General features: G+C 67.1%; 22 protein-coding genes. 4 read left to right on the plus strand and 18 right to left on the minus strand.

Annotated elements, in window-relative coordinates; translation table 11 throughout:
* Nucleotides 1–59: 59 nt before the first annotated feature.
* Both A7W11_RS04815 and A7W11_RS04820 read right to left on the minus strand, forming a co-directional pair.
* Complete coding sequence (locus A7W11_RS04815; RefSeq protein WP_066409204.1) at nucleotides 60–395, minus strand: RnfH family protein; 336 nt, start codon at nucleotides 393–395, stop codon at nucleotides 60–62.
* The gene (locus A7W11_RS04820) at nucleotides 385–819 is read right to left on the minus strand and encodes a type II toxin-antitoxin system RatA family toxin (protein ID WP_066409209.1); all 435 of its coding nucleotides are present in this window, start codon (nucleotides 817–819) and stop codon (nucleotides 385–387) included. Before A7W11_RS04820 ends, A7W11_RS04815 begins: the two co-directional genes overlap by 11 nt.
* A 102-nt stretch (nucleotides 820–921) precedes the next feature.
* Between A7W11_RS04820 and smpB the strand changes: the two genes are divergently transcribed.
* Nucleotides 922–1,389: an SsrA-binding protein SmpB gene (smpB, locus tag A7W11_RS04825; RefSeq protein ID WP_066129429.1), complete on the plus strand. Its 468-nt coding sequence runs from the start codon at nucleotides 922–924 to the stop codon at nucleotides 1,387–1,389.
* Nucleotides 1,390–1,434: 45 nt separating this feature from the next.
* Here smpB and A7W11_RS04830 read toward each other — a convergent pair whose 3' ends face one another.
* From A7W11_RS04830 to A7W11_RS04840, 3 genes are all read right to left on the minus strand, one after another.
* Nucleotides 1,435–2,604, minus strand: a complete 1,170-nt coding sequence (locus A7W11_RS04830; protein ID WP_066409212.1) for a GGDEF domain-containing protein — start codon at nucleotides 2,602–2,604, stop codon at nucleotides 1,435–1,437.
* 37 nt (nucleotides 2,605–2,641) lie between these two features.
* Nucleotides 2,642–3,571, minus strand: coding sequence for an SPFH domain-containing protein (locus A7W11_RS04835; protein ID WP_066409215.1), 930 nt, complete (start codon nucleotides 3,569–3,571; stop codon nucleotides 2,642–2,644).
* Nucleotides 3,572–3,632: 61 nt separating this feature from the next.
* Entirely contained in the window at nucleotides 3,633–4,052 is a 420-nt protein-coding gene (locus tag A7W11_RS04840) for an NfeD family protein (protein ID WP_066409217.1), read from the minus strand.
* A gap of 160 nt (nucleotides 4,053–4,212) precedes the next feature.
* Between A7W11_RS04840 and A7W11_RS04845 the strand changes: the two genes are divergently transcribed.
* Both A7W11_RS04845 and A7W11_RS04850 read left to right on the plus strand, forming a co-directional pair.
* Nucleotides 4,213–4,953, plus strand: a complete 741-nt coding sequence (locus tag A7W11_RS04845; protein ID WP_066409220.1) for a glutamine amidotransferase — start codon at nucleotides 4,213–4,215, stop codon at nucleotides 4,951–4,953.
* The gene (locus tag A7W11_RS04850; RefSeq protein WP_066409224.1) at nucleotides 4,938–5,150 is read left to right on the plus strand and encodes a hypothetical protein; all 213 of its coding nucleotides are present in this window, start codon (nucleotides 4,938–4,940) and stop codon (nucleotides 5,148–5,150) included. The genes A7W11_RS04845 and A7W11_RS04850 overlap by 16 nt, the downstream gene beginning before the upstream one ends.
* Nucleotides 5,151–5,276: 126 nt before the next feature.
* Here the strand turns inward: A7W11_RS04850 and ppsA are convergent, their stop codons facing one another.
* Nucleotides 5,277–7,643, minus strand: a complete 2,367-nt coding sequence (gene ppsA / locus A7W11_RS04855) for a phosphoenolpyruvate synthase (protein WP_066409227.1) — start codon at nucleotides 7,641–7,643, stop codon at nucleotides 5,277–5,279.
* Between the two features lie 158 nt (nucleotides 7,644–7,801).
* Here ppsA and ppsR point away from each other — a divergent pair, with 158 nt between their 5' ends.
* Complete coding sequence (ppsR, locus tag A7W11_RS04860) at nucleotides 7,802–8,626, plus strand: posphoenolpyruvate synthetase regulatory kinase/phosphorylase PpsR (RefSeq protein ID WP_066409230.1); 825 nt, start codon at nucleotides 7,802–7,804, stop codon at nucleotides 8,624–8,626.
* A 93-nt stretch (nucleotides 8,627–8,719) separates the two neighbouring features.
* On the opposite strand, the gene A7W11_RS04865 is transcribed toward ppsR, so the two are convergent.
* The 12 genes from A7W11_RS04865 to A7W11_RS04920 all read right to left on the minus strand — a co-directional run bounded on the left by A7W11_RS04865 (nucleotide 8,720) and on the right by A7W11_RS04920 (nucleotide 21,160).
* Nucleotides 8,720–9,124: a hypothetical protein gene (locus tag A7W11_RS04865; RefSeq protein WP_066409233.1), complete on the minus strand. Its 405-nt coding sequence runs from the start codon at nucleotides 9,122–9,124 to the stop codon at nucleotides 8,720–8,722.
* A gap of 166 nt (nucleotides 9,125–9,290) precedes the next feature.
* Nucleotides 9,291–10,073, minus strand: coding sequence for a TrmH family RNA methyltransferase (locus A7W11_RS04870; protein WP_066409236.1), 783 nt, complete (start codon nucleotides 10,071–10,073; stop codon nucleotides 9,291–9,293).
* Nucleotides 10,061–10,678 (minus strand): ribonuclease HII, encoded by a 618-nt coding sequence (gene rnhB, locus A7W11_RS04875; RefSeq protein WP_066409238.1) that lies wholly within the window; start codon nucleotides 10,676–10,678, stop codon nucleotides 10,061–10,063. Before rnhB ends, A7W11_RS04870 begins: the two co-directional genes overlap by 13 nt.
* Nucleotides 10,665–11,879: a lipid-A-disaccharide synthase gene (gene lpxB, locus A7W11_RS04880; protein WP_066409239.1), complete on the minus strand. Its 1,215-nt coding sequence runs from the start codon at nucleotides 11,877–11,879 to the stop codon at nucleotides 10,665–10,667. Before lpxB ends, rnhB begins: the two co-directional genes overlap by 14 nt.
* A 142-nt stretch (nucleotides 11,880–12,021) precedes the next feature.
* The gene (gene lpxA, locus A7W11_RS04885; protein ID WP_066409242.1) at nucleotides 12,022–12,816 is read right to left on the minus strand and encodes an acyl-ACP--UDP-N-acetylglucosamine O-acyltransferase; all 795 of its coding nucleotides are present in this window, start codon (nucleotides 12,814–12,816) and stop codon (nucleotides 12,022–12,024) included.
* Entirely contained in the window at nucleotides 12,817–13,272 is a 456-nt protein-coding gene (fabZ, locus tag A7W11_RS04890) for a 3-hydroxyacyl-ACP dehydratase FabZ (protein ID WP_066409245.1), read from the minus strand.
* A gap of 81 nt (nucleotides 13,273–13,353) precedes the next feature.
* A complete protein-coding gene (lpxD, locus tag A7W11_RS04895) occupies nucleotides 13,354–14,460 on the minus strand; it encodes a UDP-3-O-(3-hydroxymyristoyl)glucosamine N-acyltransferase (RefSeq protein WP_066409254.1) in 1,107 nt (368 codons plus the stop codon).
* A gap of 9 nt (nucleotides 14,461–14,469) precedes the next feature.
* Nucleotides 14,470–15,027 carry an OmpH/Skp family outer membrane protein gene (locus tag A7W11_RS04900; RefSeq protein WP_066409261.1) on the minus strand — a complete coding sequence of 186 codons (558 nt, stop codon included), beginning with the start codon at nucleotides 15,025–15,027 and terminating at the stop codon, nucleotides 14,470–14,472.
* 117 nt (nucleotides 15,028–15,144) lie between these two features.
* Entirely contained in the window at nucleotides 15,145–17,532 is a 2,388-nt protein-coding gene (gene bamA, locus A7W11_RS04905) for an outer membrane protein assembly factor BamA (RefSeq protein WP_082887096.1), read from the minus strand.
* A 134-nt stretch (nucleotides 17,533–17,666) separates the two neighbouring features.
* Nucleotides 17,667–18,995 (minus strand): RIP metalloprotease RseP, encoded by a 1,329-nt coding sequence (rseP, locus tag A7W11_RS04910; RefSeq protein ID WP_066409264.1) that lies wholly within the window; start codon nucleotides 18,993–18,995, stop codon nucleotides 17,667–17,669.
* 72 nt (nucleotides 18,996–19,067) lie between these two features.
* Nucleotides 19,068–20,270 (minus strand): 1-deoxy-D-xylulose-5-phosphate reductoisomerase, encoded by a 1,203-nt coding sequence (locus tag A7W11_RS04915; protein WP_156522994.1) that lies wholly within the window; start codon nucleotides 20,268–20,270, stop codon nucleotides 19,068–19,070.
* 32 nt (nucleotides 20,271–20,302) lie between these two features.
* A complete protein-coding gene (locus tag A7W11_RS04920) occupies nucleotides 20,303–21,160 on the minus strand; it encodes a phosphatidate cytidylyltransferase (RefSeq protein ID WP_066409278.1) in 858 nt (285 codons plus the stop codon).
* Between the last annotated feature and the right edge of the window lie 10 nt (nucleotides 21,161–21,170).

The raw sequence follows: 21,170 nt of genomic DNA on the forward strand, positions 1-21,170 counted from the left end.
TACGCCGGAACGTGGCCTGGATTTTGTCCCGCGGGCGACAATTCCCGCCGGGGACCGTCCTACAGCAGTCCGGGCGGACGCTGGCGGGCCTGGCTCGTGCGCCGGTGTTCGACACGGCGGCGGCGCGATTCCTTGGGATCGAAGCGCAGCTCGCGGTAGATCTCGACGCGGTCGCCGTCGGACAGCGGCGCATCGGGCACACAGGCGTGTCCGTAGATGCCCACCCCGTGCCGCCAGGGGTCGATGCCGGGAAATGCCTGGGCGAATCCGCTGGCGGCCAGGGCATCGGCCACCGTGGCGCCGGCGGGCAGGGTCAGGTCGCGCTGCCAGGCGCTGGCCGCCGCGGCATGGCAGACCTGCACGCGCAAGGCGCCGGCATGGGCATCACTCGCCATACTGGGTCTGGGCCCGCTTGGTGAAGGAATCGATGAAGCTGGTGGCGATGCGATTGAATACCGGTCCCACCACCATCTCGAGCGCACGGTTGGAAAACGCGTATTCCAGGGTGAACAACACCTTGCAGGCATCGTCGGCCAGCGGCTGGAACTGCCAATTACCGACCAGGCGCGAGAACGGCCCATCGACCAGTTCCAGGTTGATGCGGTTGGGATAATCGTGGGTGTTGCGCGTGGTGAAACGCTGCTTCAGCCCCGCCAGGCTGATCATGATGGAGGCCTGCATGCCGTGGTCGTCACGCGACTGCACCTCGGCGCCGCCGCACCAGGGCATGAACTCCGGATACTTTTCCACGTCGGCCACCAGGTCGAACATCTGGGCGGCCGAGTAAGGCACGAGGACGGAACGCTGGACTGTGTGCATCGACTATCGCAAATGGCTAGAATGATCGGATTTTACCGGTACAGCGGATCCTGCCCGCCGGAACGATCTCGACACCGGCCCCGGAGCAGGTATCCTCCCCCAATGAGCATCATCGACAATCGCAAGGCCTCGCACGATTACTTCATCGAAGACCGCTACGAGGCCGGCATCGCCCTGCAAGGCTGGGAGGTCAAGGCCATCCGGTCGGGCCGCGTGCAACTGAAGGAAAGCTACGTCATCGTACGCGAAGGCGAAATCTACCTGATGGGCATGCACGTCAGCCCCCTGCCCACCGCCTCCACGCACATCCATCCCGACGCGATGCGCACGCGCAAACTGCTGCTGCACGCGGAAGAAATCAGCAAGCTGATCGGCAAGGTCGAGCAGCGCGGCTACACCCTGGTTCCCCTGAACCTGCACTACAAGAACGGCCGGATCAAGCTCGATTTCGCGCTGGGCCGAGGCAAGAAACTGTACGACAAGCGCGACACCGCCCGCGAGAAAGACTGGCAGCGCGAGAAAGACCGCGTGATGAAGCACGACACGCGCAACAGCCGCCGCGACGACTGACCTCATGGCGGGCCCAGCCCGCCTGCGCCATCCAGGCCAACCCATTCAGGTCTTGTACCCTTCCGGCGGCGCCATCACCAGGCAGTTGCGCCCGGCCGCCTTGGCCGCATACAGCGCCTGATCGGCGCGCAGGCTGGCCGACTCCAGCGGCTCCCCGGGTTCGCATTGCGCCAGCCCCCCGCTTACCGTGCACCTCAGCGTGCGGCCATCGTAGAAGCACGGCGTGTCCCGTATTGCCTGCATCAGCCGCTGGGCCACGTGCTGGGCCTGCCACAGCGGCGTGTCGGGCAGCGCCACCGAGAATTCCTCGCCCCCCAGGCGGCCCACCACGTCCCCTGCGCGCATCACCTCGCCCACCACCCGCGCGAAATGCTGCAGCACCGCGTCGCCCGCGGCGTGGCCGTGCTGGTCGTTGATCTGCTTGAAGTAATCGATGTCCAGCGTCAGCACCGTCAACGTCCGTTCGCCGCGTCCCGCCTGCGCGTGCAGCCGGCCGGTCTCGCGCCACCAGGCCTTGCGCGTCAACAGGCCGGTCAGGAAGTCGGTGTTGGCCTCGCGCTCGCGTTCGCCCAGCATGCGGTCGTGGATCATCATGATCACACCCAGTGTCACGCTGGGGCTCAGCAGCACGCCCAGCGTCAGGAAGGCCACGTTCCAGAACGCCGGCGACATCAGCGTGTCCACGCTTTCCATGCCCAGCACGTATACCGCCGCGCGCACCAGATAGCCGACGGCGGCGATCAGGGTGATCGCGAGCGTGAACAGATAACTGTAGCGCGAGCGCACCGCGGGCAATGCGCGCCAGAGGGCCAACGCGATGCCGCCACTGATGAAGCCATGCAGCAGCGACGCCGCGACGATGCGAACATCGGTAGAGGGCCAGACGTATAGATACAGCCACAGCACGCCCATCAGGGCGGCCACGCCCGTGGCCAGCAGCCGCACCGGCGCGCGCTGGCCCAGGAAGCGGCAGATGCCGTAATAATAGATGCTGTAGCCGGCCGAGATCAGCAGATTGGGCAGCAGGATCGTCAGCCAGCGGATGCTGCCGGGCGCCTGCTGCGCGAAGATGACCAGCGAGCAGATGGTCAGGACGTTGGCCCACACGGCTTCGCGGATGCCCGGCATGCCGCTGCGCGCCAGCGACCCCAGCACCGCCAGGCAGATCAGGCTGGACAGCGCGGTGAGGACAAGCAGGTTGACGGGGGCCAGCATCCAGGCAAGGCAGTCAGGCGGCGGCCCCCAGCAGCGATCAGGCGCCGCGCGTGGACTTGACGATGGTCATGGCCGACGCCACCAGGCCGCCCACGTCCGACAGGTTCGACGGCAGAATCAGCGTATTGCCTTCCTTGGCCACTTCGCCGAAAGCCTCGACGTAGCGCTCGGCCACGCGCAGGTTCAGGGCCTCCATGCCACCGGGCTGGCTCACCGCGTTGCCCACCTGGACGATGGCCTGGGCGGTGGCCTCGGCGATGGCCAGCACCGCGGCGGCCTCGCCCTGGGCCTGGTTGATCTGGGCCTGCTTCTCGCCCTCGGAACGGGCGATGGCCGCCTCGCGCTCGCCGGTGGCGATGTTGATTTGCTCCTGGCGGCGGCCTTCGGACGCCGCGATCAGCGCGCGCTTCTCGCGCTCGGCGGTGATCTGGGCCTGCATGGCCCGCAGGATCTCGTTGGGCGGCGTCAGGTCCTTGATTTCATAGCGCAGCACCTTCACGCCCCAGTTCAGGGCGGCCTCGTCCAGCGAGGCCACGATGGTGCTGTTGATGAACTCGCGCTCTTCGAAGGTGCGGTCCAGTTCGAGCTTGCCGATGACCGAACGCAGCGTGGTCTGCGACAACTGCGTGATGGCCGTGATGTAGTTGGACGAACCGTACGACGCGCGCATCGGATCGGTGACCTGGAAATACAGCACGCCGTCGACCTGCAATTGGGTGTTGTCGCGCGTGATGCAGACCTGGCTGGGCACGTCCAGCGGGATTTCCTTCAGCGAATGCTTGTACGAGATGCGTTCGATGAAGGGGATGACGAAACCGGCGCCCGGCGACAGCACGCGGTCGAACTTGCCCAGCCGCTCGACCACCCACGCATGCTGCTGCGGCACGATCGCGATGGCGCGGATCAGGACCAGCAGCACCAGGAAGACGACGATGATCAGGAAGATGGTGGATGGGTCGAGCGTCATGTAAACCCCTTCTGGAAAGAAAATCAGCGGATTGCGGCCGCCGGAAGACTGCCGGTTGGCCTCAACGCTTGCCCGACAGCACCAGGCGCGTGCCGCGCACTTCGGTGATCACGTGCGTGCCGGGCGCGGCGACCTCACCGGCGGCGAGCTCGGCCTGCCAGTGCGCGCCGCGATACCAGACGCGCGCCGAGCCGGTGGCGGACCATTCCTCGACCTGGACCGCCTGGCCGATGTCGAGATTGACGTTGGCGTTGCGCGAGGCATCGATCTCGCGCTTCTTGAGCACGCCCGTGCCGCGCAGCACGGCCAGGCCCGCCAGCGCGACCACGCCGCAGGTCACCAGTTGCCATTGCAGCGCCATGTCCAGCGCGGCCACGATGCCGGCTGCCGCCAGCCCCAGGGCCACCAGCAACAGATAGAACGTACCGGTCATGACTTCGCCGATGAGCGCGATCGCCGCCAATCCGAACCAAACCCACATCGCAAGGTACTCCGCGCGTGAAAACATAGCGGATTGTACGGATTTCCCACAGAATGCGCCGTTGATATGCGCATTGTCCCCCGAGGTTGCGCATGCGCCCCGGCGCGGGCGCCATGTCGCCTTCCTCTTTCCTGAACCGCTTTTTCAGCCTGTAGCAGCCATGACCGCATCCCTGACCGCCAGCGCCCTGCCCGTCCTCATCCTGCACACCGGAGACCCGAACGACACGCTGCGGGCGCGTCACGGCGGATATGGCGAGCAGTTGCGCGCCGCCGCCGGCCTGGCCCCGGAGCAGGCGGAAATCGTGCCGGTGTTCCGGGACGGGCGGCCGCGAGATCCCTCGGCCTACCGCGCCGCGCTGATCACGGGTTCGCCGGCCATGGTCACCGACCACGAGCCCTGGAGCGAAGAGACCGCGCAGTGGCTGCGCGGCGCGGCGGCCGCCGGCCTGCCCATGTTCGGCGTCTGCTACGGCCACCAGTTGCTGGCCTACGCGCTGGGCGGCGAGGTCGGCGACAACCCCGCCGGCCGCGAAGTGGGCACGCAAGCCATCACGCTGACCGAAGCCGGCCTGAACGACGCCTTGCTGCAGGGCATGCCCGAGAGTTTCCCGGCGCAGACGGTGCACATGCAGACGCTGCTGCGGCTGACCGACGACGCCCAGGTGCTGGCCCGCTCGGCCATGGATCCCCACCAGTTGGTCCGCTGGACGCCCACCTGCTACAGCGCCCAGTTCCATCCCGAATTCGGGCCCGCCTTCATACGCGAACACCTGGCGTACTACGCCGAACCGTATGGCCGGGAAGGCATCGACGCCCAGGCGCGCGCCCAGGCGGTCGGCGACACGCCGCAGGCCGGCACGCTGCTGCGCCGGTTCCTGCAGACGTGCGCGGCCGCCTGAACGCAACGATCGAATCGCAGAACCGGCGCGGCGCGCCTCAGCGCTGCCCGTCGTTCACGCTGACGGCTTCCTTCAGCAGCCCGCCCAGGCGCGAGCAAAGCCTGGCGCGGTCGCGTTTCGACCGGCCCACCGCGCACGTGCAGCGCTTCGTACGCCTGTTGAAGCAATCGGTGCACGAATCCGGGCGCGCGGCCTGACGAGGCGCTCGCCTGGGCGCCCGCTTCAATGTCGCCCAAAGAAAAACCCCGCCGATGACGGCGGGGTTGTCGAAGCCAGGCAAGGCGGCGGATCGGATCCGCCCCCTGCCCTGCTTGCCGGGCGGCTTACTTCGCCGCCAGCTTCTGCCAGGTGTCGACCACGGTGTCGGGGTTCAGCGACATCGACAGGATGCCCTCGTCCTTCAGCCACTGGGCGAAGTCCGGGTGGTCGCTGGGGCCCTGGCCGCAGATGCCGACGTACTTGCCGGCCTTCAGGCACGCCTGGATGGCACGCTGCAGCATGAACTTGACGGCCTCGTCGCGCTCGTCGAAGTCGGCGGCCAGCAGTTCCATGCCCGAGTCGCGGTCCAGGCCCAGGGTGAGCTGGGTCATGTCGTTCGAGCCGATCGAGAAGCCGTCGAAGTACTCCAGGAACTGCTCGGCCAGGATGGCGTTGGACGGCACTTCGCACATCATGATGAGCTTCAGTTCGTTCTCGCCGCGCTTGAGGCCGCGAGCGGCCAGCAGGTCGACCACGCGGGCCGCCTGGCCCAGCGTGCGCACGAACGGCACCATGATCTCGACGTTGGTCAGGCCCATTTCGTCGCGGACCTTCTTCAGCGCTTCGCACTCCATGCGGAAGCACTCGGCGAAGTCTTCGGCGATGTAGCGCGACGCGCCGCGGAAGCCCAGCATGGGGTTCTCTTCCTCGGGCTCGTAGCGCGAACCGCCCACCAGCTTGCGGTACTCGTTCGACTTGAAGTCGGACATTCGCACGATGACCGACTTGGGCCAGAACGCCGAGGCGATCGTGGCGATGCCTTCGGCCAGCTTGTCGACGAAGAAGGCGCGCGGGCTGGCGTAGCCACGGGCAGCCGACTCGACGGCCTTCTTCAGTTCGCTGTCCACGTTCGGGTAGTCCAGGACTGCCTTCGGGTGGATGCCGATGTTGTTGTTGATGATGAATTCCAGGCGGGCCAGGCCCACGCCCGAGTTCGGGATCTGGGCGAAGTCGAACGCCAGTTGCGGGTTCCCCACGTTCATCATGATCTTGATGTCGATGGGCGGCATCTCGCCGCGGCGCACTTCTTCCACTTCGGTCTCGATCAGGCCATCGTAGATGCGGCCTTCGTCGCCTTCGGCGCACGACACGGTGACGTTCTGGCCTTCCTTCAGGACGTCGGTGGCCTCGCCGCAGCCGACCACGGCCGGGATGCCCAATTCACGCGCGATGATGGCCGCGTGGCAGGTACGGCCGCCGCGGTTGGTGACGATGGCGGCGGCGCGCTTCATCACCGGCTCCCAGTTGGGGTCGGTCATGTCGGTGACCAGCACGTCGCCGGGCTGCACCTTGTCCATTTCGGACACGTCGCCCACGATGCGCACGCGGCCGGCGCCGATCTTCTGACCGATGGCGCGGCCGGTGATCAGCACGTCGCCGGTGGCCTTCAGGCGGTAGCGCTGCTGCACGTCGGCGGTGCCTTGCTGCGACTTCACCGTTTCGGGGCGGGCCTGCAGGATGTAGATCTTGCCGTCGACGCCGTCGCGGCCCCACTCGATGTCCATCGGGCGCTTGTAGTGCTGCTCGATGATGACAGCGTAGCGGGCCAGTTCGGTGACTTCCTCGTCGGTCAGCGAGTAGCGGTTGCGCTCGGACACGGGCACGTCGACGGTGCGCACGGCACGGCCTTCGGTGCGCTCGGGGTCGAACTCCATCTTGATCAGCTTCGAGCCGATACGGCGGCTGACGATGGGATAGTTGCCCTTTTCCAGCGCGGGCTTGAAGACGTAGAACTCGTCGGGGTTGACGGCGCCCTGCACCACGGTTTCGCCCAGGCCGTACGACGAAGTGATGAACACCACGTCCTGGAAGCCCGATTCGGTGTCGATGGTGAACATGACGCCGGCGCTGCCCTTGTCGGAGCGCACCATGCGCTGCACGCCGGCCGACAGGGCGACCTCGGCGTGGGCATAGCCCTTGTGCACGCGATACGAGATGGCGCGGTCGTTGTACAGCGACGCGAAGACGTGGCGGATCTTGTCCAGCACGTCGTCGATGCCGACGACGTTCAGGAAGGTTTCCTGCTGGCCGGCGAACGAGGCGTCGGGCAGGTCTTCGGCGGTGGCCGACGAACGCACGGCGAACGAACCCTTGCCGTCGGCATCCAGCGCGGCGAAGGAATCACGGACGGCCTTCTCGAACTCGGGAGAAAGCGGAGCCTCGACGATCCATTGGCGGATCTCGGCGCCGGCCAGGGCCAGTTCGCGGACGTCTTCGGGATTCAGCGTGGACAGGCGCTCGGCGATGCGGGCATCCAGGCCCGACGCCTTGAGGAAGTCGCGGAAAGCCTCGGCGGTGGTGGCGAAGCCGCCCGGCACGCGCACTCCCGCGCCTGCCAGTTGACTGATCATTTCACCAAGCGATGCGTTCTTGCCTCCTACCGAGTCCACATCCGTCATGCGGAGCTGCTCGAACGAAACGACGTACGACATTGAAGTCACCTTTTACAATGGAATGAAAGCGAGTTTGGTCAGGGCAGGATTCACTGCGCTGACCAAACTGGCCTGGACGCCCTTGGGGTGACTTTTAAGGGGCAGATTGTACCCGGTTGCGGCCTACAACTCCCTTGCCTGGTTGGAATCTCTTACACATGAATGACACGACCCCACTTCGCACCGTCTACATCGTTTCGGACAGCACGGGCATCACCGCCGAGACCTTCAGCAATTCGGTGCTGGCGCAGTTCGACCAGGTGCGTTTCCGCCCCGTGCGCGTGCCGTTCATCGACACCCTGGACAAGGCCGACGACGTCGCCGTGCGCATCAACAAGAATGCGCTGGAAACCGGCGTGCCGCCCATCGTCTTCAGCACCCTGGTCAACCCCGACATCCAGGCCCGCGTGCGCCAGGCCAACGGCATCTTCCTCGACCTGTTCGGCACCTTCGTGTCGCACATCGAGCAGGCGCTGAACCTGAAGTCCAGCCACTCGATCGGGCGCTCGCACATGGCCGCCGATTCCGAACGCTATACGCAGCGCATCGACGCCATCAATTTCAGCCTGGCCCACGACGACGGCCAGTTCATCCGCCAGCTCGACGAGGCGGACGTCATCCTGGTGGGCGTGTCGCGCTGCGGCAAGACCCCGACCAGCCTGTACCTGGCCATGCAGTACGCGGTGAAGGCGGCCAATTTCCCGCTGACGCCCGACGACTTCGAGCGCGGCCAGTTGCCCAAGACCATCGCGCCCTACCGCAAGAAGATGTTCGGGCTGACCATCCAGCCCGAGCGCCTGTCGAAGGTGCGCAACGAACGCCGCCCCAACAGCAAGTACGCCGAGCTGGAACAGTGCCGCTACGAAGTGGCCGAGGCCGAACGCATGATGCGCCGCGAAGGCATTTCCTGGCTGTCCACCACCACCAAGTCGATCGAAGAGATCGCCACCACGGTGTTGCAGGAAGTCGGCCTGGATCGTTGAACCTCGGCGACCCCGGGGCAGGCGCCCTGGCATGGGCAGGAGCCCGGCGGCGGATGCCGCACGCCGCCCGCGCGGCCTGGCCCGCCGTCGGCTTCAGAACCCCGTCTGCAGCGGGGCGCGCACCGGTTTGCCCAGGGACAGGTACCCCCTTTCGCCGGGCAGGTAGAAGCCGATGAGCTGGCCTGCCTGGATGACCGGCAAGGCCTCGCCCCGGTAGCCGCCTTCCAGGCTGAACATCTCGTCAACACGCCGGTAGACGTCGCCGCGGGGAATGGCGCCGATCTTCTGCCAGCGCGAACCGGCGGGCAGGTTGACCGTGCCCTTCGGTAACTGCACCTGCACGGGATCCACGAGGCTGACGGGCCGGCGTAGTTCGCTGGCCGGCACGGAGACGTAATGGGCTCCGGCACGGGTGTCGAGTCCACCGCAGCCAACCAGCAGCGCCGAGAGTCCGATGGCGAAAACAAGGGTGCGGGCGTGCGCGGCGTGCAGGGTCATGGAAGCGTTTCCAACTGGCTTGCGAATCATGCCAGTATAGGGGGCAAGGACCGGGCCGGGCGCGAAAAGGCCGCTCTCGGCAACGCCGGCCGCCGCCCCTGTGCGGGGAGCAGGCAGGCCAAGGACAGACCACCGCCCGGCGCAACGAAAGTCCCCGGAAGCTTGCCTAGCCGGCGCGCCTGAAGCGCCGCCGCTGCTCGAACAGGCAGATGGCCGCCGCGGCGCCCACGTTCAGCGACTCGACCGCGCCGGCCTCGTGCGCAATGCGCACCCGCAATGCCGCCGCCGCCAACAGCTCGCCGGCCACTCCCTGGCCCTCATGGCCGAACACCCAGGCGCAGCGCTCGGGCAGGTCCGCGTCGTACAGATCCTGCGAACCGTCCAGGGCCGTGGCGATCAGCGGCACGGACAGCCGCGGCAAAAGGGCCAGGAGATCCACGTGTTCGTGGATCTGCATCGCGAAATGCGCCCCCTGCCCGCTGCGCAGCACCTTCGACGACCAGGCGGCCGCGGTGCCGGTGGCCAGCAGCACACGCGTCACGCCGGCCGCCGCGCAGGTGCGCAGCAGCGTGCCGACGTTGCCCGGGTCCTGGATGCGGTCGAACAGCACGCAGCGCTCGTCGATGCGCTCGGGCAACTGCGGCTCGGGCGGCCGCACCGCGAAGATCACGCCCTGCCCGCTTTCCACGCTGGCGATGTCGCGCAGCACGCGGCTGTCCAGGGCATGGCACCGGGACGCCGGCACCCTGGCGGCCAGCGCGCGCAATTCGGGGCGATCCAGGCGTTCGGCGTCGAAGATCGCCTGCTCGGGCTCCCCGTGATGGTCCAGCCAGGCCTGGCACAGGTGCACGCCGTCCAGCAGCACCCATTCACCGCGCCGGCCCGTCCCCGCGGCCAGCTTGCGCAGCGCCTTGACGACGGGATTGTCGCGCGACGTCAGATGGCGCATGGCTGGAGGTCGAATGCCTTGATGGGCGCAAAGCTGCGGCGATGTTCGGGACATGGGCCGAAGCGGCGCAGCACGTCCATGTGCTGCTTCGTGCCATAGCCCTTGTGGCGGTCGAATCCGTACTCGGGATACAACGCGTGCAGGCGCATCAGGTCGGCGTCGCGCGCCGTCTTGGCCAGGATGGACGCGGCCGAGATGGCCGGCACCGAGGCATCGCCCTTGATGACCGTCTGCACCGCGCATGACAGCCTGGGCGCCTGGTTGCCGTCGATCAGCGCCAGTTGCGGCGCCGTCGCCAGCCCCTGTACCGCCCGCTGCATGGCCAGCAGCGTGGCGCGCAGGATGTTCATCGTGTCGATTTCCTGCACCGTGGCGAAGGCGACGCACCAGGCCAGCGAACCGGCCTTGATCTCTTCGGCCAGGGTTTCGCGGCGCTCCGCGGCCAACACCTTCGAATCGGCCAGGCCGTCGATCAGCCGCGCCGGGTTCAGGATGACCGCCGCGGCATAGACCGCGCCGGCCAGGGGGCCTCGGCCCGCCTCGTCGACGCCGGCGATGACGGTGGGCAGCGGCGCCAGGTCGGCGAAAAGATCAACCTGCGCCATGCGCCACCTCGAGTATGGCCTGCGCCGCCAGAGCCGGCGTATCGCGCAGCAGTTCCTGGTGCAAGGCGGTGAAACGGGCTTCGATGCGCGCGGCCTGGGCGTCGTCCGTCAGGGCCGTCCAGGTGGCGGCCTCGAGCCCCTCCGGCGTCGCGTCGTCCTGCAGCAATTCGGGCACCGCGAAGTCGCGCAACAGCACGTTGGGCAGACCCACCCAGGGCAGATAAGGACGCTGCTGGCCGGACTTCCAGGTCATGATGCGCCGCATCCAGGGCGACAGCACGTAGGAAATGACCATGGGCCGCTTGTACAGCGCCGTCTCCAGCGTGGCAGTGCCGCTGGTCACCAGCACCGCATTGGCCGCCTCCATGGCCGACCACGCGATGGGCTGCGCGGCCTGGCCTTCGGCGAGCGCCTCGGCCATCACGCAACGCAGTCCCGGCACGGGATACTGCGCCAGCAAGGCCTCGAACTCGGCACGGCGCTGTTCATTGACCATGGGCACGATGCATTGCAGCGCCGGATCACGCCGCAGCAGACCCTGCGCCGCCTGCAGGAAGCGCGGTCCCATCAGGCGGATCTCGGACCCTCGGCTGCCCGGCAGGATGGCCAGCACGCGGGCCTGGGGATCGATGCCCAGGCGCTGGCGCGCGGCCAGGCGGTCCGGCTGCATGGGAATGGCGCCCGCCAACGGATGGCCGACGTACGTGACCGGCACGCGCTCCTTGCGGTAGATCTCTTCCTCGAACGGAAACAGCACCAGCATGTGCGAGACCGATTCGCGGATCTTGTGGATACGCTCATAGCGCCAGGCCCAGATGGACGGGCCGACGAAATGCACCGTGGGCGTGCCCGCCTGCTTCAATTGCCGCTCCAGGCGCAGGTTGAAGTCGGGTGCGTCGATGCCGACGAACACCGACGGCGGCTCGGCCAGCCAGCGCTCGCGCACGTTGCGGTACGTGGACAGCAGGCTGGGCAGCCGCTTGAGCGCATCGACGTAGCCGAACACCGTCAGGGCATGCATGGGATGCCAGGTGGCCAGCCCCTGCTGCGCCATGTGCGGACCGCCGATGCCCTGGAAGGCGGCGCCGGGCTCGCGCTGGCGCAGGCCCGCGATGATGCGGCCAGCCAGCAGATCGCCGGAAGGCTCGCCGGCGACCATGCCGATCACCGGTGCGCCCGTGTCGTTGCGTTGCGGGGTCATGCAGTCCCTTCTGCGCCCGCCTTGGGAGCGCCGATGAAGCAAAAGCCGCCATCGCGGCGGCTGGAGAGGTCGAGTCGTGCGCGGCGCGCACGGGGCACCGTCCCCCCGAGGGGAAACGCGCCCCTGGGGAGGATCGTGCCCGTCATGGCCGGATCAGGCCCCGTGTGGAGGCGTCGATGAAGTCGAGCATGACCTGCAGTTGATCGGCCACCTCGGGCTCGCTCTGCTGGCGGGCGCGCAATTCGGCGCAGGCCTGCTCCAGCGTCAAGCCACGGCGGTAGATCGACTTGTAGGCGTCGCGCAGCGCCGAGATGGCAGCCGGCGTGAAACCGCGTCGCTTCAGGCCTTCGACGTTGATGCCCACCGGCCGGCAAGGATTGCCCGCGCTCAGCACGTAGGGGGGCGTGTCCTGCATCAGCGAGCTGTTGCCGCCCGTCATGCTGTGCGCACCGATCTTGCTGAACTGGTGCACGCCCGTCAGGCCGCCCACGATGGCCCAGTCGCCCACGTGCACGTGGCCGCCCAGTTGCACCGAGTTGGCCAGGATGGTGTTGTTGCCGATATGGCAATCGTGCGCGATGTGCACGTACGCCATGATCCAGTTGTCGTTGCCGATGGAGGTCACGCCGCCGTCCTGCACCGTGCCGGTGTTGAACGTGGTGAATTCGCGCACCGTATTGCGGTCGCCGATGACCAGCCGCGTGGGCTCGGCGGCGTATTTCTTGTCCTGCGGCATGCCGCCGATGGAGCAGAAGCGGTAGAAGCGGTTCTCGCGGCCCACCGTGGTCACGCCGTCGAACACGCAATGCGGGCCCAGCTCGGTGTCCGCGCCGATGGTGACGTCGGGCCCGACCACGCAATACGGGCCGATGCGAGCCGTCGGATCGATCCGCGCGGCGGGATCGACCACTGCGGTGGGATGGATGTTTCCGCTCATTTAGTCTTCCAGGCTACGAATGGCGCACATCAGCTTGGCCTCGGCCACAAGTTGACCATCGACCAGTGCGCGTCCCTGATATTTGCAGATGCTGCGGCTCAGGCGTTCGGCCTCGACTTCCAGGCGAAGCTGGTCACCCGGCACCACCGGACGGCGGAAACGCGCCCCATCGACGCCCACCAGGTAGTACGCTGTCTTGGTGCCGTCGCATTTCAGGCCGCCCTCTTCGTCCGAGAACGAGAAGATGGCCGACGCCTGCGCCATCGCCTCGATGATCAGCACGCCCGGCATCACGGGATGGTGCGGGAAATGGCCGGTGAAGAACGGCTCGTTGATCGTGACGTTCTTGATGGCCACGATGGACTTACCCGGCACCATTTCCAGTACCCGGTCGACCAGCAGCATCGGGTAGCGATGCGGCAATCGGTTCATAATCCCCGCGATGTCGAGTTCCATGTCTTTCTCGTTCCTGCTCAGTCAATGAGGGTGACGGCGCATGCACGGCGCGCCCGCGAAACGGCTTCGCGAGACGGCCGGCTACGCCGACGAATCTTTTTCCAACGCGCGGATCCGCTGGCGCAACTGGCCCAGCTGGGAAATCACCGCGGCATTGCGTTGCCATTGGCCATGTTCGGCGTAAGGATACACGCCCGTGTACTGGCCCGGTTTGGCGATGTTCGAGGTGACGGCGGTGCCCCCCGAAATATGTACGTCGTCGGCCAGCGTCAGGTGGCCCGACACCATAGAGGCGCCGCCGATGGTGCAGCGCTGGCCGATGACGGTGGAGCCCGCCACGCCCACGCAGGCCGCGATGGCCGTATGCGCGCCGATGCGCACGTTGTGCGCCACCATGATCTGGTTGTCCAGCTTGACGCCATCGCCGAGCGTGGTGTCTTCCAGCGCGCCGCGGTCGACCGTGGTGTTGGCGCCGATCTCGACGTCGTCGCCGACCCAGACGCCGCCGAGTTGCGATATCTTGGTCCAGGCGCCCTTGTCCAGCGAGGGATCGGGCGCGAAGCCGAAACCGTCGGCCCCCAGCACGGCGCCGCTATGGATGATGGCGCGGGCGCCGACACGCACGCCGTGGTAGAGCGTGACGCGGGCATGCAGCCGGCAATCCGGCCCGAGCTGCGAGCCACGGCCGATGACACATCCCGGTCCGAGCACGGTGCCTCGGCCGATGCGCGCTCCGGACTCGACGACGCATTGCGGGCCGACGCTGACGCCGGCCTCGAGGATCGCATCGGGCGCGACCACGGCGGTGGGATGCACGCCGGCGGCTTCGTCCGGACGGCCAGCGGCCTCGAACCATTGCGCCAGGCGGGCGTACAGCAGGTAGGGGTTGGCGCACACCACCAGCACGTAGGGCAATACGGCGTCTTGCGCGCGCAGCACTTCTACGGCGACGGGCGGGACGATGACCGCCGCGGCCCGGGTGCCTGCCAACTGCGCCTGATAGCGCTTGTTGGACAGGAAACTGATTTCTTCGGGACCGGCGCCCGACAGGGTACCGATGCCACGAATACGGGGAAGATCATTCCCCGCGGCATTGCCTTCTAACTGCCAGTCCAGGCCCTGGGTATCGGCGCGGGCCAACAGGACATCGAGGGTCGGCGCATGAGCGAGGTCCAGCAGAACCGGCATGGCGATGGATCAGCGGCCCAGGCTCTGGATCACCTTGTCGGTGATGTCGACGCGCGGATTGACCGTGACGGCGTCCTGGACGATCAGGTCGTAGTTCTCTTGCTCGGCGATGCGCTTGATGGCGTCGTTGGCCTTGGTCACGATGGACGAGAACTCTTCGTTGCGGCGGCGGTTGAAGTCTTCCTGGAATTCGCGGCGCTTGCGCTGCAGATCCATGTCCAGGTTGGACAGCTCGCGTTGGCGCGACACGCGGTCGGAATCGGACAGGACGGGAGAGTCCTTGTCGAACTTCTCCGCCTGGGCGCGCAGGTTCGTGCTCATGCGCTGGAGCTCGTCGTCGCGGCGCTTGAACTCGCCTTCGATCTTGGTCTGGGCAGCCTTGGCCGGGCCCGACTCGCGCAGGATGCGTTCCGTATTCACGAAGCCGATCTTGGTGCCTTGGGCTTGAGCCTGTGCGGCACCGGCGGCCACGGGTCCCAGCAGCAGCGCACCCGCCAGGGCAACCGCCATGCCAAGTTTGCCGCCGCGAACGGGAGCCAGGGTTTTGAGTGCAAAATCAGACATCATGAAAATCTCACCTTCGAATGAGGTAAAGCAAAGCGAACAAGACGATATTGTGCCATTAAACAACAGCAGCGCCGGGCTGCTGCTGTTTTTCCCGTGTTTTCATGCGTAACCGCGCAATCAGAACCCCGTACCGATCTGGAACTGGAAGCTCTGCTTGTCGTCGCCCGGCTTGGCATTGAGCGGACGCGCATAGGACAGTTGCAGCGGACCCAGCGGCGACTGCCACGACAGGCCCACGCCTGTCGAGTAACGCCAGCCGCAAGGATCCTCGACCATGTCGCCCGCCCTGCCACCCGAGCACCCCACGCCGCTGTTGGACGAGACCTGGCCCGCATCGGCGAACAGGAACCAGCGCAGCGTACGGTCGCGCGAGGCGCCCGGGAACGGCAGGTAAAGCTGCACGTTGCCCACCAGGCGGCGCGAACCGCCCAGGTAGTCGCTGGTCTCGGGATCGCGCGGGCCCAGCGAGGCGCCGTCGTAGCCGCGTACGGTGCCGATGCCGCCGGCGTAGACGTTCTTGATGACCGGATAGTCGTTGCCGCCGTAGGCGCGGCCGTAGTCGGCCATGCCGTTGAACGCCAGCGTGTACGACCGGCCCAGCGGCAGGTAGTACTGCTGCTGCGCGGTCAGCATGTAGTACTTCAGGTCGACCGTGCCGAAATCTCCCTTCAGGCGGGTATAGGAGCCCTTGGTCGGCGCCAGCGCGCTGTCGCGCGTGTCTTTCGACCAGCCCACGTTGAAGATGACGGAGTTGGTCTTCTCGCCGTACTGGTCGACGAAATTCTTGTAGGCCAGCGGCGAGTTGTCGTACAGGCCGATCTGGTTGCGTTCGAGGTTGGCGCCCACGAACACGCGGTCGTATTCCGAGATCGGCACGCCGAAGTTCATGCCCAGGCCCATGGACTTGACGCGGTAGTCGCCGTCGTTGTTGTCCCAGGGCTCGGTGGTGCGGTAGTAGATCGACGTGGTGCGGCTGATGCCGTCCTTCGTGAAGTACGGATCGGTGTGCGACAGCACGGCGGCACGGTTGATCGAGCTGGTGTTCACCTGGAAGGTCAGGTTGGTGCCGCTGCCGAACACGTTGTCTTCGCTGATGCCGGCCGACAGGATCGCCTTTTCGGTCGAGCCGTAGCCCACGCCCAGATTGATCATGCCGGTGGGCTTTTCCTTCACGTCGACGTTGACGTCTACCTGGTCGGGCGAGCCCGGCACCGGGTCGGTCTTGACGTTGACTTCGTTGAAGTAGCCCAGGCGGTCGACACGGTCGCGGGAGACACGGATGTCGCCCGCGTCGTACCAGGCCGACTCCTGCTGGCGCATTTCCCGGCGGATGACCTCGTCGCGGGTGCGCGTGTTGCCGCCGACCTGGATGCGGCGCACGTACACGCGGCGGCTGGGGTCGACGTAGAACGTGACGTCGGCCTCGTGCTTGGCGCGGTCCAGCTGCGGGTTCGGGTTGACGTTGGCGAAGGCGTAGCCCAGGTCGCCCAGATAGTCGGTGATGGCCTTGGCCGAGGCATTGGCCTCGGCGGCCGAGAAGACCGCGCCCGGCTTGACCTGCACCAGGTTGTTGATTTCCTTGTCCAGGCCCAGCAGGTTGCCCGCCAGCTTGACGTTGCGGACCTTGTAGGGCTCGCCCTCGTGCACGGTGATGGTGACGAAGATATCCTTGCGGTCCGGCGAAATGGTGACCTGCGGCGGCTCGACCGAGAATTCCAGGTAGCCCTGGTCGAGGTAGAACGAGCGCAGGCGCTCGACGTCGCCCTCGAGCTTCTCGCGGGAGTACTTGTCGGTGTTCGTGTACCAGGTGAGCCAGCCGGGCGTGGTCAGGTCGAACAGGTCGGTCAGGTCGCTTTCCGAGAAGGCCTTGTTGCCCACCACGCGGATCTCGCGGATGCGGGCCACGTCGCCTTCGAACACGTCGAAGCTGACGCCGACGCGGTTGCGCGGCAGCGGCGTGACGGTGGAGGTGACCTCGACACCGTACTTGCCCTTGCCCAGGTACTGTTCCTTCAGTTCGTACTCGGCGCGTTCGAGCATCGACTGGTCGAAGATGCGGCCTTCGCCGAAACCGACCTGGTTCAGCGAGGTGGTGATCGCCTTGCTGTCGAACTCGCGCATGCCCGAGAAGGTGATCGAGGCGATCGTCGGGCGCTCCTGGACCGCGATCACGACGACGTTGTTGTCGGTGCGGATCTGCACGTCGCTGAAGAAGCCGGTGCCGTACAGGCGCCGCACGGCTTCGGTGGCCTCTTCCTCGGTGAAGCGCTCGCCTACCTTGACGGGCAGGTAGCCGAAGACGGTGCCGGCATCGATACGCTGGATGCCTTCGACGCGGATGTCACGGACCACGAAGGGGTTGAACGCCTGGGCAATCGACGGAACCAGCAACGCGGCGGCAAGCAGGGTCGGAGCGAACACCTTGCTTATCGGCCGCAGGCCACCCGCCGTCAAACCCCGTTTCGTCCAGCCCTGTTCAAACTGAATCTTCCGGCGAAAAGACATCCTTGCGTATCCTTGGTAGAGCAAATAAGGCCCCCACGCGCCACCTGCGGCTCAGGCGCCCGGAAAGCATTTCCAGTCGCCGTTCGCCGATAAGCGGCCCCGCGGCAAAGCCGTGGATTTTATTCGATTCGCGACTAGGTGAACAGGCGCGAGAAATCGTTGAACAAAGCCAGCCCCATCAGGCAGGCCAGCAATCCTATGCCGGCTCGTTGCCCCAGATCGATCCAGCGATCGGAGAGCGGACGGCCCCGCACGAATTCGACGAGATAGTACAGCAGATGGCCACCATCCAGCATAGGAATGGGCAAGAGGTTCAGCACGCCCAGACTGATGCTGATCAGGGCCATGTAGGCGATATAGGCAGCCAGGCCGATACGGGCCGTCTGCCCGGCGTAGTCGGCGATGGTGACCGGGCCGCTGACGTTGCGCCACGAGACCTCGCCCATGACCATGCGGCCCATCATGCGCAGCGACAGCAAGGCGGTGTCCCAGGTGCGCTGCGCGCCGCGCCAGACGCTTTCCAGCACGCCATAGCGCACCGTGACCATGGGCAGGTCGCCGCCCACCTGCACGCCGATGCGGCCGATGGTGCGGCCCTCGACGGCCTCGGCCTTGGGGGTCAGGGTCAGCGACAGCGGCGCGCCGTCGCGCACCACGGCCAGCGCCAGCGGCTGGTCGGGATGCTGCTGGATCTGTTCGATCAACTGCCCGGCGTCCGGATCGCGCAGATCGCCGGCGCCGACGATGCGGTCGCCCGCACGCAGGCCGGCGGCCTCGCCGGCGCTGCCGGCGAACACCTCGACCACCACCGGCTTGGGCCGGGCCAGGCCCAGGCCCGTCTTGGCCAGCGGATCATGGGCGGGGTCCATGTCGCCGCCGGCGATCTGCAACGTGTGCTGTTGCGCGGCGCCGGCGGCGGTGCGCACGTCCAGCACGGCCTGGCCGCCCGAGGACAGCACGTCCAGCAGGTGCCAGCGCGCGTCGTTCCAGGACTCGACATGCTTGCCATCGACCGCCTGGATGCGGTCGCCGGCCTGCACGCCCGCCTGGGCGGCGGCGGTGCCGGCGGCGGGCTGCGCCAGGATCGGCGCGGGCTCTTGGGTGCCGACGATGTTCAGGCAGGCATACAGGAAGACCGCCAACGCGAGGTTGAAGACCGGGCCGGCCGCCACGATGGCGAACCGCCGGCCGACAGGCTGGGCATTGAAGGTCTGCTTCACTTCGGCGGCCGGCGCGCCCACCGGGGCGTCGTCCTGCATCTTGACGTAGCCGCCCAGCGGAATGGCGGAAACGGCCCATTCGGTGCCATTGCGGTCGATGCGGCGCAACAGTACCTTGCCGAAGCCGATGGAGAAGCGCAGGACCCGCACGCCGCACAGCCGCGCCACCCAGTAGTGGCCCAATTCGTGGAAGGTGATGAGAACGCCCAGCGCGATGGCGAAGGCAAGCAGCGTGAAAAGCATGGTCGGGCTTCCGAAGAGGTGTCCGAGACCGAGGATTCGAAACCGGCGGGCCGGGTACCTGTTATAGGCTCCTTACACCACGCCCAGGTTCCCCGCGTAGGCGCGGATGTCGGCATCCAGGGCGAGCACGTCGCCCAAGCTGGCGAGGGTAACAGATGATCGACCCGCCTGCCACTCGAGGGCCGCCTGGATCACCCTGGGGATCCAGGTGTACCGCAAACGTCCCTCCAGGAAGGCCTGCACCGCCACCTCGTTGGCCGCGTTCAGCGCGACGCTGGCCGCCTGGCCGGCGCGCAGCGCCTCGAAGGACAGGCGCAGGCACGGGAAACGGTCGAAATCGGGCGCCTCGAAGTCCAGCCGGCCCAGCCGGGCCAGGTCCAGCCCCCCTACTCCGCTGGCAATGCGCTCGGGAAAGCCCAGCGCGTAGGCAATAGGGGTACGCATATCGGGCTGGCCCAATTGCGCCAGCACCGAACCGTCTTCGTACTCGACCATCGAGTGGATGACGCTTTGCGGATGCACCACCACTTCGATGCGTTCGGGCGGCATGGCGAACAGCCAGTGCGCCTCGATGACTTCGAGACCTTTGTTCAGCATGGTGGCCGAATCGACCGAGATCTTGCGGCCCATGCTCCAGTTGGGATGGGCGCAGGCCTGTTCAGGCGTGACGGATTCCAGGTCGGCCGGATCGGCGCGGCGGAACGGACCGCCGGAGGCCGTCAGCAGCAGGCGCCGCACACCGGCCGCGGGCTCGGTCGGCGCGCTGGCGCGGGCGCCGTGCGGCAGGCATTGGAAAATCGCGTTGTGCTCGCTGTCGATGGGCAGCAATTCGGCGCCGCTGGCGCGCACCGCGTTCATGAACAACGGGCCGGCAGCCACCAGGGCCTCTTTGTTGGCCAGCAGCACGCGTTTGCCGGCCTGGGCCGCGGCCAGCGCGGACGGCAGGCCGGCGGCGCCCACGATGGCCGCCATCACGGTATCGCACCGGCTGTCGGCCGCGGTATCGGCCAGCGCCTGGGCGCCCACCCGGACCTCGGGCCGCTGCCCTGCCGATCCGTTCCAGGCCGCCAGGAAGCGCGCGCGCGCGGCATCGTCGGGCACCACCACCACGGCGGCGCGGCTGGCGGCGGCCTGCTCGGCCAACTGCTCCATGCGGCTGTGCGCCGACAGCGCGTAGACCGACATCCGCTCGGGATGACGGGCGATCACATCCAGGGTACTGACCCCGATCGAACCGGTCGAGCCGAGCACGACCACGCGTTGCATTGCGTTCACTGATACCTCTTCGGCCCGCGACGGAGCGGGTCTCAAGACATGACACCGGACAGCAGCAGCGCGACCGGCATGACGGGAATGATCGCGTCGATGCGGTCGTAGACGCCGCCGTGGCCCGGCAATAGCGAGCTGGAATCCTTGCGGCCGGCCCGGCGCTTGAGCAGGGACTCGAACAGATCGCCCAGGATGGCGATCACGCCCAGCAACGCGGCCAGCGGAATGGCGCCCCAGACGGTCCAGCGTTCGACCAGCAAGGCGCCGAAGGTGCCCTGCCACAACGCGGACAGCAGGATCCAGATGATGGCGCCCGCAACGCCGGCGACGGCGCCCTCGATGGTCTTGCCAGGACTGACGCGCGGCGCCAATTTGTGCCTGCCCAGCGCTCGGCCCGCAAAATAGGCGGCGATGTCGGCCACCCAGACCAGCGCCAGCAGCGAGACGACGAACAGGCCGCCGTAGGCCAGGTACATCAGCGCCAGCACGGCCCAGCCGGTGAGCAGCGCCACGGGCGCGAACAGCGACCAGCCCATGTTGCCCGCTGGCGCGTCGGCGCGCCCCTTGATGACGGCGCTGGAAGCGAACACCAGCCACACCAGCGCCGATGCCGGGGCAAGAACAGCCGAGACGAAGCGCTGCAAGGGCAAGGCGAGATCGCCGCCCTGCACCCACAGGCCCGCGGTGCCCAGCATGATGACGAACAGCATGATGCCGGTGGCCGGCCCCGTGGCGCGCGGCAGTTCCGGGGGTAGCGTCAGGCGCAGCCACTCCCAGGCCGCGCACGCCGTGGCCAGGGCCAGCAGCGACAGGAACCACATGGGCTGATCGGAAGCGAGCGCGCCGGCCAGGATGGCCAGCAGCACGATGGCGGTCAGGATGCGCTGGCCTAGCATGGGCGGGCTC

The organism is Bordetella ansorpii (assembly GCF_900078315.1).
Lineage (GTDB): Bacteria > Pseudomonadota > Gammaproteobacteria > Burkholderiales > Burkholderiaceae_B > Bordetella > Bordetella ansorpii.